This is a genomic window from Bacillus bruguierae (assembly GCF_037104725.1).
Lineage (GTDB): Bacteria > Bacillota > Bacilli > Bacillales > Bacillaceae_G > Bacillus_A > Bacillus_A bruguierae.
Window position 1 is genome coordinate 1 of the sequence record NZ_JBAWSX010000022.1, and the last position, 21,658, is coordinate 21,658.

Below are 21,658 nucleotides of genomic sequence, written 5' to 3' on the forward strand. Positions count from 1 at the left end.
TACGTGTTACTCACCCGTCCGCCGCTAACTTCTTAAGAGCAAGCTCTTAATCGGTTCGCTCGACTTGCATGTATTAGGCACGCCGCCAGCGTTCATCCTGAGCCAGGATCAAACTCTCCAATAAAGTTTGTCTAGCATCATAAATAAAAATTGACGTTTCACGTTGTTTGTTTCGTTTAGTTTTCAAAGTTCAATGCCGCGTTTTAGCGACCTTTATAATATAACATGATATTCTGTTCCCGTCAACAATTTCTTTTAACTTTTCATTAACTAAAATTGCTGACTTCGCTTATTATATACATTTTCTAATTTATAAGCAAGTCCTATTTTCAAAAAAAAAATAAGGGAGAGGTTCTCCCTTATTCTTCTTCATTTCCTTGATTCTCTTCTTCATCTTCTTTTTGTGCTTTTGCCACTGTCGCGACTTCCTGATCGCCCTCTAAACGAATTAAACGAACACCTTGTGTATTACGTCCCATTTGAGAAATTTGATTAACTGGCATACGAATTAACACACCTGCTGCTGTAATAAGCATAATATCTTCTTCGCCGTGCACAGACTTAACAGCAATTAACTTACCATTTTTATCTGTAATATTACATGTTTTAAGCCCTTTACCACCGCGACTTTGTAAACGATATTCCTCAACTGGAGTACGTTTACCATAACCATTTTTCGTAACAATTAAAACATCCATACTTTCTTCTACAATTTCCATACCCACAACTTGATCTTCATCGCCGAGTGTAATAGCTTTAACACCCGCTGCATTACGTCCCATTGACCGAACATCTTGTTCATGGAAACGAATTAACATCCCATTGCTCGTCCCAACAATCATATCTTTTTCACCCGTTGTTAAACGGACAGAAATTAATTCATCTTCTTCACGAAGAGAAATAGCAATTAAACCATTGTTACGAATATTAGCAAATGAGGAAAGCGGCGTTCTTTTTGCAATACCGTATTTTGTTGTAAAGAATAAAAATTGGTTATCATTAAATTCTCGGATTGGGATAATTGCATTTACCCATTCATCTTTATCTACTTCTAATAAGTTAATAATCGGTATACCTTTTGCTGTCCGACTATACTCAGGAATTTCATACCCTTTCGTACGGTATACTTTCCCTTTGTTTGTAAAGAATAAAATGTGATCATGTGTAGATGTTGTTAATAAATGTTCTACAAAATCATCATCGTTTGTCCCCATACCTTGAACTCCACGTCCACCACGATTTTGCGTTTTGTACGTCGAAGCTGGTAATCGTTTCACATATCCATTATGAGTAAGTGTGATTACAATGTTTTGCTCTGGAATTAAATCTTCATCCTCGATTGCTTCCATACCGCCAATTGTAATTTCTGATCTTCGTGTATCATTGAAGCGATCTTTAACTTCTGTTAATTCTTCACGAATAATTTCAAGAACTTTCTCTTCATCTGCGAGAATTGCTTTTAACTCCGCAATCAATGCAAGTAGTTCTTGATATTCTTGTTCGATTTTTTCACGCTCTAACCCTGTTAAACGTTGCAAACGCATATCTAAAATTGCTTGTGCTTGCTTTTCACTTAAACCAAAACGTTCCATTAATCCTTGCTTTGCAATGTCTGCTGTCTTCGAATTACGAATTAGAGTAATTACTTCATCAAGATGATCTAACGCGATGCGTAAACCTTCTAAAATATGAGCACGAGCTTCTGCTTTCTCTAATTCATATGCAGTACGTCTACGGATAACAACCTTTTGATGCTCCAAGTAATGATATAGACATTCTTTTAAATTTAATACTTTTGGTTCCCCATTTACGAGCGATAGCATATTAATACCAAAGCTTGTCTGAAGTGCTGTATGTTTATATAAGTTATTCAATAACACATTTGCATTTACATCTCGTCGTAATTCCATGACGATACGCATACCATTTCGATCTGATTCATCACGTAAATCTGTAATACCATCAATCTTTTTGTCTCGAACAAGCTCCGCAATCTTTTCAATCAACCTTGCTTTATTCACTTGATATGGTAGTTCAGTTACAATAATAGATTGTTTCCCATTTGCCTTCTCTTCGATCTCTACTCTTGCACGAAGAATTACTGTACCACGCCCTGTTTCATACGCTCTTCGAATTCCACTCCGTCCAAGAATTTGACCAGCTGTTGGGAAATCTGGGCCGGGAATATACTCCATTAATTCTGCGATTGTAATCTCCGGATTGTGACTTAACGCTAATACCCCATCAATTACTTCACCAAGCTGATGCGGCGGAATATTCGTTGCCATCCCAACGGCAATACCAGTTGCACCATTTACTAATAAATTAGGAAAGCGTGCAGGTAATACAATTGGTTCTCTTTCTGAACCATCGTAGTTATCTTGATAATCAATTGTATTTTTGGTGATATCACGCAATAATTCCATAGAAATCTTGGACATTTTTGCCTCTGTATAACGCATCGCAGCCGCCGAATCACCATCGACAGAACCGAAATTACCATGTCCGTTTACTAGCATATAACGTTGACTAAAGTCTTGGGCCATTCGCACCATTGTTTCATATACCGCTGAATCACCGTGTGGATGATACTTACCGATTACTTCACCAACAATACGCGCTGATTTCTTATACGCTTTATCGGCAGTAATCCCTAAATCATTCATTGCATATAAAACCCTACGATGTACAGGTTTTAGCCCATCTCGAACATCTGGCAGTGCACGAGATACGATAACGCTCATCGCATAATCTAAAAACGAGGTACGCATTTCCTGGCTAATATTAATTTCTCGAATTCGGCCTTGTTGTTGGTTGTCTGACATCAACCAGCACCTCCTCATTACATTTCCGATCGATATATCATGTTCATTTATACGTAGAAGACAGGAATACTCCGATTCCTGTCATCAGTCATTAAATATCAAGGTTTTTCACATATTTTGCATTTTCTTGGATAAAGTTACGACGTGGTTCAACTTTATCACCCATTAAAATTTCAAATGTTTCATCTGCTTCAATTGCATCTTGAAGCGAAACTTGAAGAAGTGAACGTACTTCTGGATCCATTGTTGTTTCCCATAGCTGCGTTGGATTCATTTCTCCAAGACCTTTATAGCGCTGAATACCTGGTTTTGGCTGTTTCGGAAGCTCCGCTAATATCGTTTCAAGTTCTCTATCATTGTAAGCATACTCAACTCGCTTACCTTGTTGCACTTTGTATAATGGTGGCTGTGCAATATATACATAACCGTGCTCAAGAATTTGACGCATATAACGATAGAAGAACGTTAATAATAGGGTGCGAATATGAGCACCATCGACGTCAGCATCAGTCATAATAATAACTTTATGATAACGTGCCTTTTCAATATCAAAGTCTCCGCTAATACCCGTACCAAGCGCAGTAATAATTGTACGTACTTCATCGTTTGATAAAATTTTATCTAAACGAGCTTTTTCAACGTTAATAATTTTCCCTTTAAGCGGTAAAATTGCTTGGAAATGACGATCGCGCCCTTGCTTTGCTGAACCACCCGCTGAATCACCCTCTACGATATAAATTTCACTAATAGAAGGATCTTTAGAAGAGCAATCTGCAAGTTTTCCCGGTAAGCTTGATACTTCTAGCGCACTTTTTCTACGTGTTAATTCACGAGCCTTTTTCGCTGCTACACGCGCGCGTGCTGCCATCGTTCCCTTATCTACAATTTTTCGAGCGACATTTGGATTTTCAAGTAAAAACTTTTCAAGTGCTTCAGAGAAAACTGATTCCGTAATTGTTCTTGCTTCGCTATTTCCAAGTTTTGTTTTCGTTTGCCCTTCAAATTGTGGATCTGGGTGTTTAATGGATACAATGGCTGTTAAACCTTCACGAACATCTTCACCAGTTAAATTACTATCAGCATCTTTTAAAATATTATTTTTTCGACCATAATCATTAATTACACGTGTTAACGCTGTTTTAAATCCTACTTCATGCGTACCACCTTCATACGTATGAATATTATTTGTAAATGAATAAATGTTCGTTGTATATCCTTCGTTATATTGAAGAGCAACCTCAACTTGAATTCCATCTTTTGAACCTTCTACATATACTGGTTCTTCATGTATTGGTTCTTTAGAGCGGTTTAAATGCTCGACATAAGACTTAATTCCGCCTTCATAATGGAATTCTTTCTTTTGTTTATGTTCACGTTTATCTTCAATTGTTAGTTTAATATTACGATTTAAAAACGCTAGTTCTCGTAAACGAGTTGCTAACGTATCAAATTCATATTCCGTAGTTTCAGTAAAAATTTCTGCATCTGGTTTGAAACGCGTCACTGTTCCTGTGTGATCTGTATCCCCAATCACCTTTAAGTCTGCAACTGGAATACCACGTTCATACTTTTGATAATGGATTTGCCCATCACGATGAACAAATACCTCTAACTCCGTTGATAATGCATTCACGACAGAAGCACCTACACCATGTAAACCGCCAGAAACTTTATAACCGCCTCCGCCGAATTTACCGCCTGCATGAAGAACAGTCATAATAACTTCTACAGCGGGGCGCCCCATTTTCTCGTGCGTACCAACTGGAATACCACGACCATTATCTGTTACTGTAATACTATTATCTTCTTCAATAACTAGATTAATCTCATCACAATATCCTGCTAATGCCTCGTCAATACTATTATCAACAATTTCCCATACAAGGTGATGAAGACCTTTTCCACTCGTCGAACCAATGTACATCCCTGGACGTTTTCGAACTGCTTCTAGTCCTTCCAACACCTGTATTTGACTTTCATCATATGCATTCTCTTGCATTTGCTTTTGTTCCATTGACACAAAGATCACCTACTTTTCCATTTAGACAGAAGTTATTTATCTTCTTCTCCACAATCCACTGTGCCGTTCGTTACATGAATTGTTTTTGCTTGCTTTAATGTATCATGCTCAATTCCATCAACACTTGTCGTTGTTACAAACGTTTGCACTTTTCCTTGAATCGTATTAAGCAGATGTGATTGCCTGTAATCATCCAGTTCCGATAACACATCATCTAATAAAAGGATTGGATATTCGTTAACTTCTGAATAAATCAATTCGATCTCAGCTAACTTCAGGGAAAGCGCGGTCGTTCGTTGTTGTCCTTGCGAACCAAAAACTTGAACGTTTTTCCCATTAACGAAGAATTGCAAATCGTCACGATGAGGCCCAATTAAGGTTGTACCACGGAAGATTTCACGTTGTTTCACAGATTGGAAACTTTCATAGTATACTTCTTCTATTTTCGACAAATCCATGGATTCTGATACATCTATGCTTGGTTTATAAACTATTTCTAATTCTTCAAGTCCTCTGCTAATGCCTCGATGAATTGGAGATGCCCATTCTTGCAATAGACGCAAAAATTCAAAACGTTTTTTTAACACTTTTACACCATGTTCAACGAGTTGAAGTGTAAACACATCTAGCATAGCTTCATCACTCTTACTGCTTCCTTGCATTTTTTTTAGCAAATGATTACGCTGAGTAAGGACTTTTTGATATTGACTTAATTCATACAAATATACAGGAGCTATTTGTCCAAGCTCCATGTCTAAAAACCGTCTTCTTACTTGAGGACTTCCTTTGACAAGGTTTAAATCTTCTGGTGCAAACATAACAACATTCATCATACCAATATATTGACTTAATTTTTGTTGCTCAAGCCCATTTAACTTTGCCTTTTTTCCTTTCTTGGAAATGTTTAGCTCTAAAGACAAAGAGTTGTTTCTTTTTTGTAGTTTCCCTTTTATTTTACCATAATCCTCATCCCATCGGATAAGTTCACGATCATTAGAAGTTCGATGAGATTTCGCCATCGCTAATACGTAGATCGCTTCCATCAAATTGGTTTTTCCTTGCGCATTTTCACCAATAATTACGTTTACTTTATCTTCGAAGGAGAGATCTAACTTCTCGTAATTGCGATAGTTTTGTAAATGTAATTCTGTAATATACAAAGGGATCCCCCTTTATCCTTGAACTTGAAATGTTCCGATCTCCGGAATTTCAATAATGTCATTTGTATATAATTTTCGGCCTCGTCGATTTTCAAGCTCTTTATTTACATACACTTCGTACTCTTGTAAAAACCACTTTACCGCTCCACCTGTATCAATCACGTCAGCCAGTTTTAAAAATTGTCCTAATGTAATATATTCTGTCGAAATTTGAATACGTTTCATCATAAATCGCTCACTTTCTAAAAGTGTTCATTCTTTCATTGTACTAAATAAACAAGCATTAGGAAAGTAATAGCGAGAAATCAAAAGGGTTACCAGTAGATTTGCACTAGTAACCCTTATCATAAATTTAGTACGTACGTACTGGTAAAATTAATTGAATGATGGATTCATCGTTCACAGTACGAATTAAAAATGGTCTCATCGCACCAGTAAAACTAACTTTGATTTCTGTACTATCCAACGCTTTTAATGCATCCATCATATATTTTGCACTAAACGAAATTTTTAACTCTTCCCCAGCAAATTGCTCACATTGAACTTCTTCTACTACTTTTCCGATTTCTGGAGAATTTGATGAAATTTCCAACATTTGATTTTCTAAAGTTGATAATTTCACAACATTATTACGTCCATCTCTCGCTAATAATGATGCTCGATCAATTGCTTGCAAAAATTCTTTTGTATTTACGAAAATATCTGTTTTACTATCAGGCGGAATTAATCTTGTAGTGTCAGGATAGCTACCCTCTAATAGTCTAGAGAAAAATAACAAATGCTTTGTACGGAATAAAACTTGATACTCCGTGATAACAATATCTACCATCTCTTCTGACTCATCAAGAATTTTACTTAACTCATTTAAACTTTTTCCTGGAATAACAACATTAGCTTGGAATTCATTTGCAATAGTTTGTCCTGCAATTTTTGCTTTACGAAGTGCTAAGCGATGACTATCTGTTGCAATACAAGTTAACTCGCTGTTATATACCTTCCAGTTTACACCTGTCAAGATTGGACGTGTTTCTGATGTAGATACAGCAAATACAGTTTGACGAATCATATGTTTTAAAAGATCTGTTGGGATTTGAAATACATGATGTTCTTCAATCTGTGGTAATAATGGATATTCAGCTGAATCTAAACCATTTAGATTAAACTCAGATTTTCCAGATTTTATTTTTGTCATAAAATGACTTTCTACAGAAATTTCAACTGTATCTCTTGGTAATTTTTTTACAATTTCACTGAAATATTTTGCTTGTAAAACAATACTTCCAAATTGTTTTATTTCTACAATTTCTTTGCCATCTTCTTCGACTGGGATAAAAGATTCAATGGATATATCTGCATCACTACCTGTTAATGTAACACCTTCTTCATTTGCTACAAGTTTAATCCCCGTAAGAATTGGAATTGTTGTACGAGAGGAAACAGCTTTCATTACATCTTGTACACTTCTGACAAGGTAGTCTTTTTGAATTAAAAAATGCATATCGAAAACCTCCGGTAAGTATAAAATTAAGTTTATTTAATAATAATAAAAAATTAGTAGTAATAGTAATAGTACTTGTGGATATGTGGATAACTCATTAGAAAGACGGAAAAACAGTCTATCTACATGTGGATAGACTGTGTGTAAAACAAGAAAAGTTATTCACGTTGTTCACATTATTTAGTTATTACTTTAAAATATCGTGAATTTCTTCGAGTTGTCTTTGTAATTGTGTATCTGTTTTTAACAGTTTTGAAATTTTTTCATGCGCATGAATGACTGTAGTATGATCACGTCCTCCAAATTCTTCACCGATTTTTGGTAAAGAGGAATCAGTTAATTCACGAGACAGATACATTGCAATTTGACGAGGGAAAGCGACAGATTTTGTGCGCTTTTTTGCTTTAAAGTCTTCTAATTTTACTTGGAAAACATCCCCTACAGCCTTCTGAATGTCATAAATTGAAATAATTTTTGGTTTTGAGTTTGGAATAATATGTTTTAATGCCTCAGCAGCTAAATCTGCATTAATATCCTTATTAATTAAAGAAGAATACGCTACAACACGAATTAGGGCACCTTCTAATTCACGAATGTTAGAGTCGATTTGATTGGCGATATAAAGCATAACTTCATTCGGGATATCAAGCCCCTCAGCTTTTGCTTTCTTGCGTAAAATCGCAATCCTTGTTTCTAAATCTGGAGGAGTAATATCTGTAATGAGTCCCCATTCAAAACGTGAGCGTAAGCGATCTTCTAATGTTGGAATTTCTTTTGGTGGACGATCACTTGAAATTACAATTTGTTTACTTTCTTCGTGCAATGCATTAAACGTATGGAAGAACTCTTCTTGCGTCTGTTCTTTTCCAGCAAGAAATTGAATATCATCTATAAGCAAAACATCGACGTTTCGATATTTATTGCGAAAATCGACTGCTTTATTATCACGAATAGAATTAATAAACTCATTTGTAAATTTTTCAGATGATAGATAAACGACTTTTGCGTTTGGATTATGTTCGATGACATAATGACCAATCGCATGCATTAAATGTGTCTTTCCGAGTCCGACTCCCCCGTAAATAAATAAGGGATTGTATGCTTTAGCGGGTGCTTCCGCTACAGCTAAAGAAGCAGCATGGGCAAAACGATTGCCAGAACCTATTACAAAAGTATCAAATATATATTTAGGATTAAGCATACTTTGTGGGAAATGATTAGGTTCATCATGCATTGTTTTATTCTTTTGAACAGGAGGATAGTCAAATTCCTCTTCTGTTTGACTTTGTGGAATGATAAAGCGAATTGTAAGTTCTGCTCCCATTAAATGAATAATTGTTTCTGAAATAAGATCAGAATAATGGGATTCCAACCAATCACGTGCAAATTCATTTGGCGCAGTAATTGTTAATACGTCCTTTTTTAAAGAATACGCTTTTGTAGACTTAAGCCATGTTTCATAACTAGGCTTACTCACTTTTTTTTCTAATTCTTTTAAGGTGCTATTCCATAAATCCGAAATATTTTCCAAAGGTGTCCCTCCTTTACAAAAGATGATGAGTAAATAGGATGTTTAATATTTGTATAACGTAAACGAAAAGCGCTGTATATTTATACGTAACACTTTTTAAAAGAAAAAAAGTGCTTTAAATACGAAATAGAGTTTTCGACAAAAAAACATACTGTGGAAAACTTTTTATACACATGTGATTATACATGTCCACAAGTTATACACAAATTGTGGATAAATAACAATTAGAAAAAACTTGTCCAAGGTGAAAACACAACTATAATATCAAAAAAAGATAGCGTTAGCAATGTATTTCGGAAAGTTATCCACAAAATCAATACCTTGTGGAATAAACTTGTCCACAATACGATATACTGTGTAAAAACGAAAAAAATATTTGTGGATAGAAAAAAGTGGCGAAAAAAATTATCCACAACAAATAGAGTCTGCTGTGAACAACATTGTGAATAGGGAGAAAATGAATATTTGATTAAAATTTTTAGAAGCATTGACATTCTCCTAACAAATTAACTATAATTTATAGGACTGTCTTTAACAGTTATTCCTCAGGGAGGTGTCATATAATGAAAAGAACTTATCAACCAAATAAACGTAAGCGCAGCAAAGTACATGGTTTCCGTAGCCGTATGAGCACAGCGAACGGACGTAAAGTTCTAGCAGCTCGTCGTCGTAAAGGTAGAAAAGTATTATCTGCGTAGGCCACTGATCGTTCAGTGGTCTTTTTTCTAGTAATTATGAATTTTCCACTGGCGAAATACAGGAGTGTTCAATTGATATGAAGAAAAAGAATCGTGTAAAGAAGAATGAGGAATTTCAAGCTGTTTTTCAAAATGAAAAATCAAATGCCAATCGTCAATTTGTCATATATCAGTTAGAGAAGCCTGATCAACCGTATTTTCGAATTGGTCTTTCCGTTAGTAAGAAATTAGGGAATGCAGTCGTGCGTAATCGCATTAAACGTATGATCCGTCAAGCCTTTACAGAATTAAAAGATGAGATAGATTCTGGAAAAGATTTTGTTATAATAGCAAGGAAGCCTTGTTCAGATATGAACTATGAACAATTAAAGAAAAGCTTAATTCATGCTCTGCAGCGCTCAGGAATTAAACGAGCAAAAAGTGACGAAAAAAGAGGAAAATGAATTACACTATATACATACCGAAATAAGGAGGAGCAGGCTGTGAAAAAAAAGATAGGCTTACTAGTCATGCTTATTGCTGTTATGGCAATTGCTGCTGGCTGTAATCAAACAAATCAGCCGATTACATCGCAAAGTACGGGAATTTGGAATGAATATTTCGTATATCCACTTTCTCAGTTAATCACGTATTTTGCAAAATTATTTGGCAATAACTATGGTTTAGCGATTGTTGTTACGACTCTTATCATTCGTTTTGCTTTATTACCATTAATGATTAAGCAAACGAAGAGTACGAAAGCAATGCAAGTGTTACAACCTGAAATGGCAAAATTAAAAGAAAAATATAGCTCTAAAGACCAAGCAACTCAACAAAAATTGCAACAAGAAATGATGCAATTGTATCAAAAACATGGTATCAATCCATTAGCAGGTTGTTTACCAATATTTATTCAAATGCCAATTTTATTTGCATTTTATCATGCAATTATCAGAACATCAGAAATTAAACAACATAGTTTTTTATGGTTTGATTTAGGTCATGCTGATCCATATTATATTCTTCCAATTGTTGCAGCGATCACAACGTTTATTCAACAAAAGCTTGCAATGGCTGGTACTGCTGGACAAAATCCACAAATGGCAATGATGCTTTGGCTTATGCCTATTATGATTTTAGTTTTCGCAATTAACTTCCCAGCTGCATTATCTCTTTACTGGGTAGTAGGTAACATCTTTGGTATCGCTCAAACATATTTGATCAAAGGGCCGGATCTTAAGGCTAGTAAGGCAGGAGGATCAAATAAGTGAGTATGATTACTGCTAAAGGACAAACAGTCGAACTGGCAGTGCAATTCGCATTAGAACAATTGCAAGTATCAAGAGATAAAGTTGAGATACATGTCATTGATGAAGGGAAAAAAGCTTTTCTTGGTTTTATTGGAGGACGGTCTGCTATTGTAGAGGTCATTGTAAAAAAAGATCCTGTAGAAGAAGCAGAACTTTATTTGAAAAGTATCATAAAAGAAATGGCTGTTGATGTAACTGTTGGAGTAGATGTAAAAGGGCGTGATATCCACTTTACACTTTCTGGTAGTGATGTTGGTGTAATGATTGGAAAAAGAGGGAATATATTAAATTCTTTACAATATGTAACAAAACTTGTTGCGAATCGTAGCACGAAACAATATATCGGTGTAACAATCGATGCTGAAAATTATCGCGATAAACGAAAAAATACGTTAGAATCGCTTGCGCTTCGGTTAGCAAAGCAAGTTAGCAATACGAAAAAAAGGGTTGTGTTAGAACCGATGCCTTCTTTTGAAAGAAAAATTATACATCAAGCACTTTCGAATCATCCATATGTAATTACGACGTCTGAAGGTAAAGAACCACATCGACATGTTGTTGTATCTCCGAAATAAAATGAAACTTCCATCCTGAGGAATTGATTCTAGAGGGCTGGCTAGTTGAACAAACCAGTCTCTTATAGGTAACCTATCTGCTTTACATTTCTTAGAAGATTGAAGTAGGAGTTTTACTGCCTTTTAGAGCGGGATAAACCGGTAACTCGTTTGAGTGCCGGTTTTTTACTGGATAAAATATAAAGACAGAGAATGAGCTGTGGATAAATAAATCGCACTAAACTTATGCACAATGGATAAGTTTAGTGCGATTTAGGTGAGGACATAATAAAATAAGTTATTATTCTTTTTTACGCAGTTTCGTTATGGTATCCTAATAATTTAGTGAAAGAAAAAACGTGTTGAAATATAGAGAAATAAGCAAGTGAGGTGAAAGAACATGGAATTTGATACAATTGCTGCGATTTCTACAGCTCTTGGGGAAGGTGCAATTGCCATTGTTCGAGTAAGTGGAGATGATGCGGTAGAGAAGGTAAACCGCATTTTTAAAGGGAAAGATTTAACAACAGTTCCATCTCATACGATTCAGTATGGGCATATTGTGGATTTAGATACAAATAAAGTTATTGAAGAAGTTATGGTTTCAATTATGCGGGCACCAAAGACATTTACGCGTGAAGATATTGTTGAGGTAAATTGTCATGGTGGCCTTGTTTCTGTAAATAAAGTATTACAGCTTATTTTATCACAAGGTGTTCGCTTAGCAGAGCCTGGAGAATTTACAAAGCGTGCTTTTTTAAATGGGCGTATTGACTTATCGCAAGCAGAAGCGGTTATGGATTTAATTCGCGCTAAAACGGATCGTGCAATGAACGTTGCGATTAATCAAATGGAAGGTCGATTATCAAAATTAATTGGTCGTTTGCGACAAGAAATTTTAGAAACGTTAGCTCATGTAGAAGTGAACATTGATTATCCGGAATACGATGACGTAGAAGAAATGACTCATGGTGTTTTAATTGAGAAGGCAACCTATGTTAAAGCAGAAATTGAAAAGTTGTTACAAACTTCAAAGCAAGGGAAAATTTTGCGTGAAGGAATTGCAACGGCTATTATCGGAAGACCGAATGTTGGAAAGTCATCGCTATTAAATAGCCTTGTACAAGAAAAGAAGGCAATTGTAACGGATATAGCAGGAACAACCCGAGATGTTATTGAAGAATATGTGAACGTGCGCGGTGTACCTCTTAAACTTATTGATACAGCTGGTATTCGTGAGACAGAGGATATTGTAGAACAAATTGGTGTCGAGCGTTCAAAAGAGATGATGACTAAAGCAGATCTAGTTCTTCTTGTTGTCAATTATAGCGAAGCGTTAACAAGTGAAGATGAAGAGTTATTCCGAGCGGTGCAAGGGAAAGACTTTATCGTCATTGTAAATAAAACAGATTTACCGCAGCGAATTGATATGGAGTATGTTACAAAATTAGCTGGTTCAGCTCGTGTTATTACAACAGCTTTACTTGAAGAGAAAGGTGTAGATGAGCTAGAACAGGCAATTGCTGATCTCTTCTTTGAAGGAGCAATTGAAGCAGCTGATATGACATATGTATCGAATGCTCGTCACATTGGTTTATTAACACAAGCAGAAAAGACGATTGGTGATGCAATCGCGGCTATTCATAGCGGCGTGCCGATTGATATGGTGCAGATTGATTTAACAAGAACGTGGGAAATACTCGGTGAAATTACGGGAGACACTGTACACGAAAGTTTAATTGATCAGTTATTCTCTCAATTTTGTTTAGGAAAGTAATTGTAAGGAGGAATAGAAAATGGGATACAACGCTGGTTCTTATGATGTTATTGTAATCGGTGCGGGCCATGCAGGATGTGAAGCAGGTTTGGCAGCAGCTCGTATGGGAGCAAAAACATTAATGTTAACAATTAACTTAGATATGGTTGCGTTTATGCCGTGTAACCCTTCAGTTGGTGGACCTGCAAAGGGAATTGTTGTTCGTGAAATTGATGCGCTTGGCGGCGAGATGGGAAAAAATATTGATAAAACACATATTCAAATGCGTATGCTAAATACAGGAAAAGGTCCAGCGGTACGTGCACTTCGTGCCCAGGCAGATAAATTTGCGTATCAGCATGAATTGAAAAAAACAATCGAAGAAACGCCGAATTTAACATTATGTCAAGCGATGGTTGAACGCTTAGTTGTAGAAGATGGTGTATGTAAAGGTGTTGTTACACAAACTGGAGCAGAATATACAGCGAAAACAGTTGTTATTACAACAGGTACGTTTTTACGCGGTGAAATTATCGTTGGGGATTTAAAATATTCAAGCGGTCCCAATAATCAACAACCATCTGTGAAATTATCGGAGCATCTAGAAGATCTTGGATTTGAGCTAGTTCGTTTTAAAACAGGTACGCCTCCGCGTGTAGATAGTAGTACAATTGATTATAGTAAAACAGAAATTCAACCAGGTGATGATACACCACGTGCGTTCTCTTTTGAAACAACAAAGTTTATCATGGATCAAATTCCATGCTGGTTAACATATACAAGTGAAGAAACGCATCGTTTAATTGATGGAAACTTACATCGTTCCGCTATGTATTCTGGCATGATTAAAGGAACAGGTCCACGATATTGCCCTTCCATTGAAGATAAGGTTGTTCGTTTCCATGATAAGCCGCGTCATCAAATTTTCTTAGAACCAGAAGGTCGTAATACACAGGAAGTATACGTACAAGGCTTATCGACAAGCTTACCAGAAGATGTACAACGTGAGATGTTAAAGACTATTCCTGGCCTAGAGAACGTAGAGATGATGCGTACAGGATATGCAATTGAATATGACGCAATTGTACCAACGCAGCTGTGGCCAACACTTGAAACGAAGAAAATACAAAATTTATATACAGCAGGCCAAATTAATGGAACATCTGGTTATGAAGAAGCGGCAGGGCAAGGTTTAATGGCGGGTATTAATGCTGCGTGCCGTTCATTAGGTAAAAAAGAAGTGATTTTAAATCGTTCAGATGCATACATTGGTGTTTTAATCGACGATTTAGTTACAAAAGGTACAAATGAACCATATCGTCTATTAACATCCCGTGCAGAATACCGATTATTATTACGCCATGACAACGCAGACCTGCGTTTAACAGAGATTGGCCATGAAATTGGTTTAATTCCAGAAGAACGTTATGAACGTTTTACAACAAAGAAAGAGAAAATTGAAAAAGAAAAAGAACGTTTAGCAAGTATTATTATTAAGCCGCGTCCTGAAGTACAAGAGCTCATTCGCGGAGCTGGTGGAAGCGAGCTAAAGGATGGTATACGTGCGAGCGATTTATTACGTCGTCCAGAAATGACATATGAGCATATTCATCTTCTTGCTCCAAGTGAAGTAGAAGTTAGTGCTGAAGTAGCAGAGCAAGTTGAGATTCAGCTTAAATATGAAGGATATATTGAAAAATCTTTACAACAAGTAGAACGTATGAAGCGTATGGAAAGCAAAAAGATTCCGGTTGATATTGATTACGATGCAATTTCTGGAATAGCTTCTGAAGCACGTCAAAAATTAAAAGATGTCCGTCCGCTATCTATGGGGCAAGCATCTCGTATTTCTGGGGTAAATCCAGCTGATATTTCCATTTTACTTGTGTATATAGAACAAGGAAAAATTGCACGAGTATCGAACCAATAAATAGTTAGGAGATATAGCGAGATGAATATAGAACAATTTCAATCTATGCTAGTAGAAAGAGGGATTACTCTTTCTACTAGGCAGTTAGAACAATTCGAAATCTATTTTGAGACATTAGTTGACTGGAATGAAAAAATGAACTTAACAGCAATTACGGAGAAAGAAGAAGTGTATTTAAAACACTTTTTTGATTCTATTACAGCTGCTTTCCATCATGACTTTTCAAAGCCATTTTCTATTTGTGATGTGGGTGCAGGAGCGGGATTTCCTAGTATTCCATTAAAAATATGTTTTCCAAATTTAAAAATTACAATTGTCGACTCCTTGCAAAAGCGCATTACGTTTTTAAATCATTTAGCAACAAAATTAGAATTACAAGACGTAGCATTTTGTCATGATCGTGCTGAAACATTTGGACAAAAAGAAGGAGTACGTGAGTCTTTTGATATTGTAATGGCACGCGCCGTTGCTCGCCTTTCTGTCTTAAGTGAATTGTGTTTACCACTTGTGAAAGTAGGGGGAACATTTATTGCAATGAAAGGTGCAGCTGCAAACGAAGAAATTGAAAATGGTAAGTATGCTCTGCAAGTGCTTGGTGGTGAATTGAAGGATATGTCTACGTTTAAATTACCATTCGAGGAAAGTGAACGTAACATTTTATTGATTGAGAAAAAGAGAAAAACGCCAAAGAAATATCCTCGTAAGCCAGGAACACCGAATAAATTACCTATTGAAAAATAAATCTTATTAGACGTAAGATTAAGTTATATATCAGTAAGCTAGTTCATCAGCACTGATGATTAGTTGAACGAATCGGGCTTTTACAGGCAGTTATCCACCACCTATCTTTTTAGATTTCTTACAATATTGAGGCGTGGGCTTACTGCCCGTTAGAGCGAAAAAAATAAAGTGAAACTTTGATTAGTAGGGAGGCTGCACTTCTCACTAATCGTTAGTTCAACAAATTGGGCTTTTGCGGACAGTTTATCTCCACCTATCTTCTTTGTGTATGGAAAAACTTTGAGATGGGGATACTACTGCCCACGAATAGCGGGATAAAAACGTAAATGTTTCACATGGAACATTTTTGTATAGAGTATTCAATAGGATTCAAGGTGGTGGAATATGTATGAAAAACACATTTTCTCGTTTATTTGGCTTTGGAGACAAAGAGGCTGAATTAGCGTTACAAGAAGAAAGCCGTGAAGAAATTAAACAAATTGCGTTAGCAAATATCATTCCAAATCGCTATCAGCCACGGACAATTTTTGATGATGCTCGTATTGAAGAGCTTGCTCTTACAATTCATACACATGGATTAATTCAACCAATTGTTGTTCGAAAGTATGAAGGGGATAAATATGAGATTATCGCTGGTGAAAGACGTTTTCGAGCTGCTACAAAATTAGGTTGGGAAACTGTTCCGGCTATTATAAAAAATTTGAACGATACTGAGACCGCTTCTGTTGCTTTAATTGAAAACTTGCAACGAGAAGAACTTACAGCAATTGAAGAAGCTGTTGCTTATCAGAAGTTAATTGAATTACATAATTTAACGCAAGAAGCATTAGCGCAGCGACTAGGTAAAGGGCAATCTACAATTGCGAACAAGTTAAGGCTATTAAAGTTACCTGAAGAGATTAAACAAGCGCTATTAGAGAAGAGTATTACAGAACGTCATGCTCGTGCTCTTATTCCACTTAAAAATGAAGAGATTCAATTAAAGGTTTTACAGGAAATTGTTGAAAAGCAATTGAATGTGAAACAAGCAGAAGATAGAATTGCTAAATTGTTAGAAGAAACGAAACCGAAACGAAAAGCAAAACAAAAAGCGGTAAGCCGTGATATGCGTATTGCAATGAATACCATTCGTCAATCTTTACAAATGGTTACGAATAGTGGCTTAAATGTGAATTCAGAAGAAGAAGAATTTGATGAATACTATCAAATTACAATTAAAATTCCAAAAAAGAAGTAAGAAAACAGAAAGACCTCAATCATTGAAAGAGGTCTTTTTATTTTGTCACGCATTAAAAACTATATAAATTCAAATTGAAAAATGACAAACCCCCCTCTCTTTTTAGATGAGCGAGAGCATCTGGCCATGCATAGAAGCGATCAGGGCCTTTTCCTACCACATATGAAGTTCAAACAAAGGGAGAAAGCGAGTGAAAGGTCCTTTTTTCTGCATAGCAGCAATCTATATGTTGAAAAATCAAAATCAATTTATATAGTAAGGTCTTACTGATGGAAGTTTCACTTTATCCCGCTACTAACGGGCAGTAATATCCCTCACTTTAAGATTTCAAGGGAGAAAAAGAAGTAAGGTGAGAGATAACTGCCCCTAAGAGCCCGATTGGTTCAACTAACTATCAACGGGGAAAAGCACCCCGTTGATAGAAGTTTCACTTTATAAGTACTATATTTTCTTTTAAAATTAAGAAGGAGTTTGTAAATAAATTTTGAAGTTTAATATACAGAAACAAAAGAAGCGTGATTGTTTCATGTTAAAATGAAAATAATCATTTGTAGAATAAGATATAAAGGTTGAAAGTAGGTGACATCATGGGGAAAATCATTGCCATTGCTAATCAAAAAGGTGGGGTTGGAAAGACAACAACATCGGTAAATTTAGGAGCTGGATTGGCACAAGTAGGAAAAAAAGTACTTCTTGTTGATATTGATGCACAAGGGAATGCAACGACAGGAGTCGGAATTGAAAAATCAGATTTAAATGAATGTATTTATAATGTGCTTGTAGAAGACATGGACGTTCGTGTTGTTATACAGCGAACAACAACTGAGAATTTAGATGTACTCCCTGCTACCATTCAACTAGCAGGAGCCGAGATTGAACTTGTACCGACAATTTCCCGGGAAGTTCGCCTGCAGCGTGCACTGAAGCCGATTCGTGATGAATATGATTATATTATTATTGATTGTCCCCCATCTTTAGGTTTATTAACCATTAATGCATTAACTGCTGCAGATTCTGTTATTATTCCTGTTCAATGTGAGTATTATGCCCTAGAGGGGTTAAGTCAATTATTAAATACAGTTCGCCTTGTACAAAAGCATTTAAATAAAAATTTAGCAATTCAAGGTGTTTTACTAACAATGCTAGACGCTCGTACAAATTTAGGGTTACAAGTAATTGATGAAGTGAAGAAATACTTCCGAGATAAAGTATATAGATCCATTATTCCGCGTAATGTACGTTTAAGTGAGGCACCGAGTCATGGAAAGCCAATTATGATGTATGATGCTAAGTCAAGGGGGGCAGAAGTGTATTTAGATTTAGCGAAGGAAGTGATTGCAGGTGGCTAAAGGACTAGGAAGAGGAATTAATGCGTTTTTTCCAGATTTAGATGTGAAAGAGGGAGAAACAATTCAAGAATTGCAAGTAAATCAATTACGTCCTAACCCATATCAGCCGCGTAAATATTTTCATAGTGAAGCAATTCAAGAGTTAGCGTTATCAATTAAAGAACATGGGATTTTACAACCTCTTATTGTTCGAAAAAGTATTAAAGGATATGAAATCGTTGCAGGAGAACGGAGATTTCGTGCTGCAAAAGAAGCAAAGCTTAAAACAGTTCCTGCTGTTGTTCGAGAGTTAAATGATCAACAAATGATGGAGTTTGCGCTACTAGAGAATTTGCAACGTGAAGATTTAACGCCTATTGAAGAAGCATTAGCTTATCAAATGCTCATGGAAGAGCTTAAGGTAACGCAAGAACAGTTAGCAAAGCGGCTTGGAAAAAGCAGACCACATATTGCAAATCACATTCGTTTACTTTCTCTCCCACTTTTCGTACAAGAAATGATTGTAAATGGAAGCATTTCTATGGGACATGGACGAACACTACTTGCATTAAAAGATAAAACAAAAATCAATAGTTTATTACAACGAATTAAAGAAGAAGGATTAAATGTCCGTCAGTTGGAACAAATTATTCAGCAGATGAATGAATATGTTTCACGTGAAACAAAGAAACAAAAACCACAAAGAAATATCTTTTTTGAGGAACAAGAAACGGTGTTACGAGAACGATTTGGAACATCTGTAAAAATTAAAGAAACGAAACAAGAAAAAGGAAAAATTGAAATTCAATTTTTCAATAAAGATGATTTGCAACGCATTTTAGAGATTTTATCGGGAGAATGATAAAAAATAAACCATCTTCGATTATAGATGGTTTATTTTTTTCATTACAGCAATTTTTTTATCAATTTCAATAATACTTTCGGCAATGCCAGTAGCCATTTTCATAACAAGATTTAGTCTTGTATTTTGTAGTACAAAAAACTCCATAAAACCATTTAAATTTACAATACCATGAATATGCATATCACCAATTGCGGGAAGGTTTTTATTCATAGCTGCTCCAGGCTTACTAGGCCCTTTTCCAACTGTAATTGAACCAATGTTTTGTGATTTTCCTAGACAGGCATCAATTGCAATGATAAAGGGATTTATAAATGATTTGTGTATTTCTGTAATTGTTTCTTCCAAATTTAAAGCATGGACGGGTGATTCTAATGTTCCGTATAAATGGAAATTTTGAATGTTGTGATCTTGTAGTTTTGAACCAACAAGGGGTCCTAATGCATCACCAGTTGAGCGATCTGTTCCGATACAAAGTATAATAAGTGGAGAATCTTGTTCGATTGGGAGATGAGAAAGTAGAAAACTACTAATGGTTTGATTGCAATTCACATCATGATACATAACCTGCTGCGAATCTTTTTCAAAAAAAGGTAAACGAAAACTTCCGATATTCACGAAGCATCCATCCTTTTTAATAGAATTTAGTGTATTTCATATAAACCTGATTTTTGCATATTACATATTTCTCTTGAGGTAATGACTATTTTACTTTTAGTTTAGGAGAAACATCATTTTATGTTAGGTAATAATTAGAAAGTGTTTCTAGTATTCCTATTGTGCAGATGTCGCTTTCTTATAGGATAAGATCGTTTCAAAAGATCTGATATGGGCAGAAGAGAAGGATACTCTTGGATTTAGAGATTTATAAAGTATAAAAAAGGATGAAGCGTATCATGTAGTCTGTAGAATACTAGTACTAGTATATAAAAAAATGTGTTATTTTATACCTTATGGAGTGCGAAAATAAAAGTGTATGAAAGAACTTTTTTCGTAAAATAAGGAGAAATTCTGTTACAATGAATAATGAATATGAGATAGAAAGGTAGGTCGCGATGAAAGGACTTCACGACTTATATACAGACTTTATGAATTGGTTATTAGATATAGGATTATGGGAGAAAATTGGTCTTGGTTTACTGAAACTCATACTTATTTGGCTTATCTCGAGTGTAGTTATTCGAGTTGGTAGAGTGATTATTCGTAATGCTTTTAAAATGAAGGCCAAATCGCCAATTCAAATTTCCGAAAGACGAACGATGACAGTAGCGAAATTATTAGAAAACATTTTAACATATGTCATCTTTTTCATTGTAATAATTGCGATTTTAGGAGTATTTGGAATTGATACAAAAGGATTATTAGCCGGTGCAGGGGTTGTTGGTTTGGCGGTTGGTTTTGGTGCGCAAAACTTAGTCAAAGACGTTATCACTGGATTCTTTATTTTATTAGAGGATCAATTTTCAGTAGGGGACTATGTCCGCCTAGGTCAATTTGAAGGAGTTATTCAAGAAATTGGTTTACGTACAACAAAAATGAAGAAATGGACAGGAGAAATTCACATTATTCCAAATGGAAGTATTAAGGAAGTAACAAATTTCTCTGTTAGTAATAGCGTTGCCTTTGTAGATGTATCTATTTCATATGAAAGTGATATTGAACATGCAGAACAAGTTCTTGAAAAATTGTTAGATGAATTACCAACAAGGTATGAGCAAATGGTTACTCGTCCGCAATTATTAGGTGTACAGAGTTTAGCAGCATCAGAGGTTGTTTTGAGGGTTACAGCTGAAGTAGAACCGATGGAACATTTTGCGGTAGCGAGAGCACTACGTAAAGAAATTAAAAATCGCCTAGATTTACACGGAATTGAAATTCCATATCCGCGTATGGTTCTATACAATCGTGAAGAGCTGATGAATGAAAAAGTAAATTAGCAGTGAGAGGAGCTTAGGGAATGGAGCAAAAACAATATAATTTGCATGATGTAGTGGAAATGAAGAAAGCTCATCCATGTGGCGAAAATCGCTGGAAGATTATCCGTATGGGAATGGACATCCGTATTAAGTGCGAGGGGTGTGACCATTCGGTATTAATTCCTCGAAGAGAATTTGATCGTAAGGTGAAGAAAGTACTTGTAAAGCATGAAGAATAGATGAAATAGGAAACAGCGGCATTGTTGCTGCTGTTTTTTATTTAGCGATTAATGGGCAGTAAGATTCTCGCTTC

General features: G+C 35.7%; 19 protein-coding genes and 1 rRNA gene. 12 read left to right on the plus strand and 8 right to left on the minus strand.

Annotation, left to right across the window (positions count from 1 at the left end; translation table 11 throughout):
- From WAZ07_RS23440 to dnaA, 7 genes are all read right to left on the minus strand, one after another.
- Positions 1-124 (minus strand): 16S ribosomal RNA (locus WAZ07_RS23440); the annotation flags it as partial.
- Between the two features lie 235 nt (positions 125-359).
- Positions 360-2,825, minus strand: coding sequence for a DNA gyrase subunit A (gyrA, locus tag WAZ07_RS23445; RefSeq protein WP_336474385.1), 2,466 nt, complete (start codon positions 2,823-2,825; stop codon positions 360-362).
- 91 nt (positions 2,826-2,916) lie between these two features.
- Positions 2,917-4,839 carry a DNA topoisomerase (ATP-hydrolyzing) subunit B gene (gene gyrB, locus WAZ07_RS23450; protein WP_336474386.1) on the minus strand — a complete coding sequence of 641 codons (1,923 nt, stop codon included), beginning with the start codon at positions 4,837-4,839 and terminating at the stop codon, positions 2,917-2,919.
- Positions 4,840-4,877: 38 nt separating this feature from the next.
- Positions 4,878-6,005 carry a DNA replication/repair protein RecF gene (gene recF / locus WAZ07_RS23455; protein ID WP_336474387.1) on the minus strand — a complete coding sequence of 376 codons (1,128 nt, stop codon included), beginning with the start codon at positions 6,003-6,005 and terminating at the stop codon, positions 4,878-4,880.
- A 12-nt stretch (positions 6,006-6,017) separates the two neighbouring features.
- On the minus strand, positions 6,018-6,230 hold the full coding sequence (gene yaaA, locus WAZ07_RS23460) for a S4 domain-containing protein YaaA (RefSeq protein ID WP_028411084.1): 213 nt from the start codon (positions 6,228-6,230) through the stop codon (positions 6,018-6,020).
- A 127-nt stretch (positions 6,231-6,357) separates the two neighbouring features.
- Entirely contained in the window at positions 6,358-7,503 is a 1,146-nt protein-coding gene (gene dnaN / locus WAZ07_RS23465) for a DNA polymerase III subunit beta (RefSeq protein WP_336474388.1), read from the minus strand.
- 187 nt (positions 7,504-7,690) lie between these two features.
- Positions 7,691-9,034 (minus strand): chromosomal replication initiator protein DnaA, encoded by a 1,344-nt coding sequence (dnaA, locus tag WAZ07_RS23470; protein WP_090916318.1) that lies wholly within the window; start codon positions 9,032-9,034, stop codon positions 7,691-7,693.
- Between the two features lie 563 nt (positions 9,035-9,597).
- On the opposite strand from dnaA, the gene rpmH reads away from it, so the two are divergent.
- From rpmH to WAZ07_RS23520, 10 genes are all read left to right on the plus strand, one after another.
- A complete protein-coding gene (gene rpmH, locus WAZ07_RS23475) occupies positions 9,598-9,732 on the plus strand; it encodes a 50S ribosomal protein L34 (RefSeq protein WP_000831901.1) in 135 nt (44 codons plus the stop codon).
- Positions 9,733-9,809: 77 nt separating this feature from the next.
- The gene (gene rnpA / locus WAZ07_RS23480; protein WP_336474389.1) at positions 9,810-10,175 is read left to right on the plus strand and encodes a ribonuclease P protein component; all 366 of its coding nucleotides are present in this window, start codon (positions 9,810-9,812) and stop codon (positions 10,173-10,175) included.
- A gap of 39 nt (positions 10,176-10,214) precedes the next feature.
- Complete coding sequence (gene spoIIIJ, locus WAZ07_RS23485) at positions 10,215-10,982, plus strand: YidC family membrane integrase SpoIIIJ (RefSeq protein ID WP_336474390.1); 768 nt, start codon at positions 10,215-10,217, stop codon at positions 10,980-10,982.
- Positions 10,979-11,596, plus strand: coding sequence for an RNA-binding cell elongation regulator Jag/EloR (gene jag / locus WAZ07_RS23490; RefSeq protein ID WP_336474391.1), 618 nt, complete (start codon positions 10,979-10,981; stop codon positions 11,594-11,596). Before spoIIIJ ends, jag begins: the two co-directional genes overlap by 4 nt.
- 379 nt (positions 11,597-11,975) lie before the next feature.
- Complete coding sequence (gene mnmE, locus WAZ07_RS23495) at positions 11,976-13,352, plus strand: tRNA uridine-5-carboxymethylaminomethyl(34) synthesis GTPase MnmE (RefSeq protein WP_336474392.1); 1,377 nt, start codon at positions 11,976-11,978, stop codon at positions 13,350-13,352.
- Positions 13,353-13,371: 19 nt separating this feature from the next.
- Positions 13,372-15,261, plus strand: a complete 1,890-nt coding sequence (gene mnmG, locus WAZ07_RS23500) for a tRNA uridine-5-carboxymethylaminomethyl(34) synthesis enzyme MnmG (protein WP_336474393.1) — start codon at positions 13,372-13,374, stop codon at positions 15,259-15,261.
- 21 nt (positions 15,262-15,282) lie between these two features.
- Positions 15,283-16,002, plus strand: coding sequence for a 16S rRNA (guanine(527)-N(7))-methyltransferase RsmG (gene rsmG / locus WAZ07_RS23505; RefSeq protein WP_336474394.1), 720 nt, complete (start codon positions 15,283-15,285; stop codon positions 16,000-16,002).
- Positions 16,003-16,390: 388 nt separating this feature from the next.
- Positions 16,391-17,239, plus strand: a complete 849-nt coding sequence (noc, locus tag WAZ07_RS23510; RefSeq protein ID WP_336474395.1) for a nucleoid occlusion protein — start codon at positions 16,391-16,393, stop codon at positions 17,237-17,239.
- A gap of 587 nt (positions 17,240-17,826) precedes the next feature.
- The gene (gene soj, locus WAZ07_RS23515) at positions 17,827-18,588 is read left to right on the plus strand and encodes a sporulation initiation inhibitor protein Soj (protein ID WP_090916303.1); all 762 of its coding nucleotides are present in this window, start codon (positions 17,827-17,829) and stop codon (positions 18,586-18,588) included.
- A complete protein-coding gene (locus tag WAZ07_RS23520; RefSeq protein ID WP_170857746.1) occupies positions 18,581-19,429 on the plus strand; it encodes a ParB/RepB/Spo0J family partition protein in 849 nt (282 codons plus the stop codon). Before soj ends, WAZ07_RS23520 begins: the two co-directional genes overlap by 8 nt.
- A 21-nt stretch (positions 19,430-19,450) precedes the next feature.
- Here the strand turns inward: WAZ07_RS23520 and yyaC are convergent, their stop codons facing one another.
- Positions 19,451-20,047: a spore protease YyaC gene (gene yyaC / locus WAZ07_RS23525; RefSeq protein WP_090916299.1), complete on the minus strand. Its 597-nt coding sequence runs from the start codon at positions 20,045-20,047 to the stop codon at positions 19,451-19,453.
- A 470-nt stretch (positions 20,048-20,517) separates the two neighbouring features.
- Between yyaC and WAZ07_RS23530 the strand changes: the two genes are divergently transcribed.
- On the plus strand, positions 20,518-21,366 hold the full coding sequence (locus tag WAZ07_RS23530) for a mechanosensitive ion channel family protein (protein WP_139207677.1): 849 nt from the start codon (positions 20,518-20,520) through the stop codon (positions 21,364-21,366).
- Positions 21,367-21,386: 20 nt separating this feature from the next.
- Positions 21,387-21,584, plus strand: a complete 198-nt coding sequence (locus WAZ07_RS23535; protein WP_090916295.1) for a DUF951 domain-containing protein — start codon at positions 21,387-21,389, stop codon at positions 21,582-21,584.
- Positions 21,585-21,658: the final 74 nt, after the last annotated feature.

Coding starts and splice junctions, on each gene's coding strand:
- gyrA (WP_336474385.1), bottom strand. CDS start 2,825: ATGTCAGACAACCAACAACAAGGCCGAATTCGAGAAATTAATATTAGC.
- gyrB (WP_336474386.1), bottom strand. CDS start 4,839: ATGGAACAAAAGCAAATGCAAGAGAATGCATATGATGAAAGTCAAATA.
- yaaA (WP_028411084.1), bottom strand. CDS start 6,230: ATGAAACGTATTCAAATTTCGACAGAATATATTACATTAGGACAATTT.
- dnaN (WP_336474388.1), bottom strand. CDS start 7,503: ATGCATTTTTTAATTCAAAAAGACTACCTTGTCAGAAGTGTACAAGAT.
- rpmH (WP_000831901.1), top strand. CDS start 9,598: ATGAAAAGAACTTATCAACCAAATAAACGTAAGCGCAGCAAAGTACAT.
- rnpA (WP_336474389.1), top strand. CDS start 9,810: ATGAAGAAAAAGAATCGTGTAAAGAAGAATGAGGAATTTCAAGCTGTT.
- mnmE (WP_336474392.1), top strand. CDS start 11,976: ATGGAATTTGATACAATTGCTGCGATTTCTACAGCTCTTGGGGAAGGT.
- mnmG (WP_336474393.1), top strand. CDS start 13,372: ATGGGATACAACGCTGGTTCTTATGATGTTATTGTAATCGGTGCGGGC.
- rsmG (WP_336474394.1), top strand. CDS start 15,283: ATGAATATAGAACAATTTCAATCTATGCTAGTAGAAAGAGGGATTACT.
- noc (WP_336474395.1), top strand. CDS start 16,391: ATGAAAAACACATTTTCTCGTTTATTTGGCTTTGGAGACAAAGAGGCT.
- soj (WP_090916303.1), top strand. CDS start 17,827: ATGGGGAAAATCATTGCCATTGCTAATCAAAAAGGTGGGGTTGGAAAG.
- WAZ07_RS23530 (WP_139207677.1), top strand. CDS start 20,518: ATGAATTGGTTATTAGATATAGGATTATGGGAGAAAATTGGTCTTGGT.
- WAZ07_RS23535 (WP_090916295.1), top strand. CDS start 21,387: ATGGAGCAAAAACAATATAATTTGCATGATGTAGTGGAAATGAAGAAA.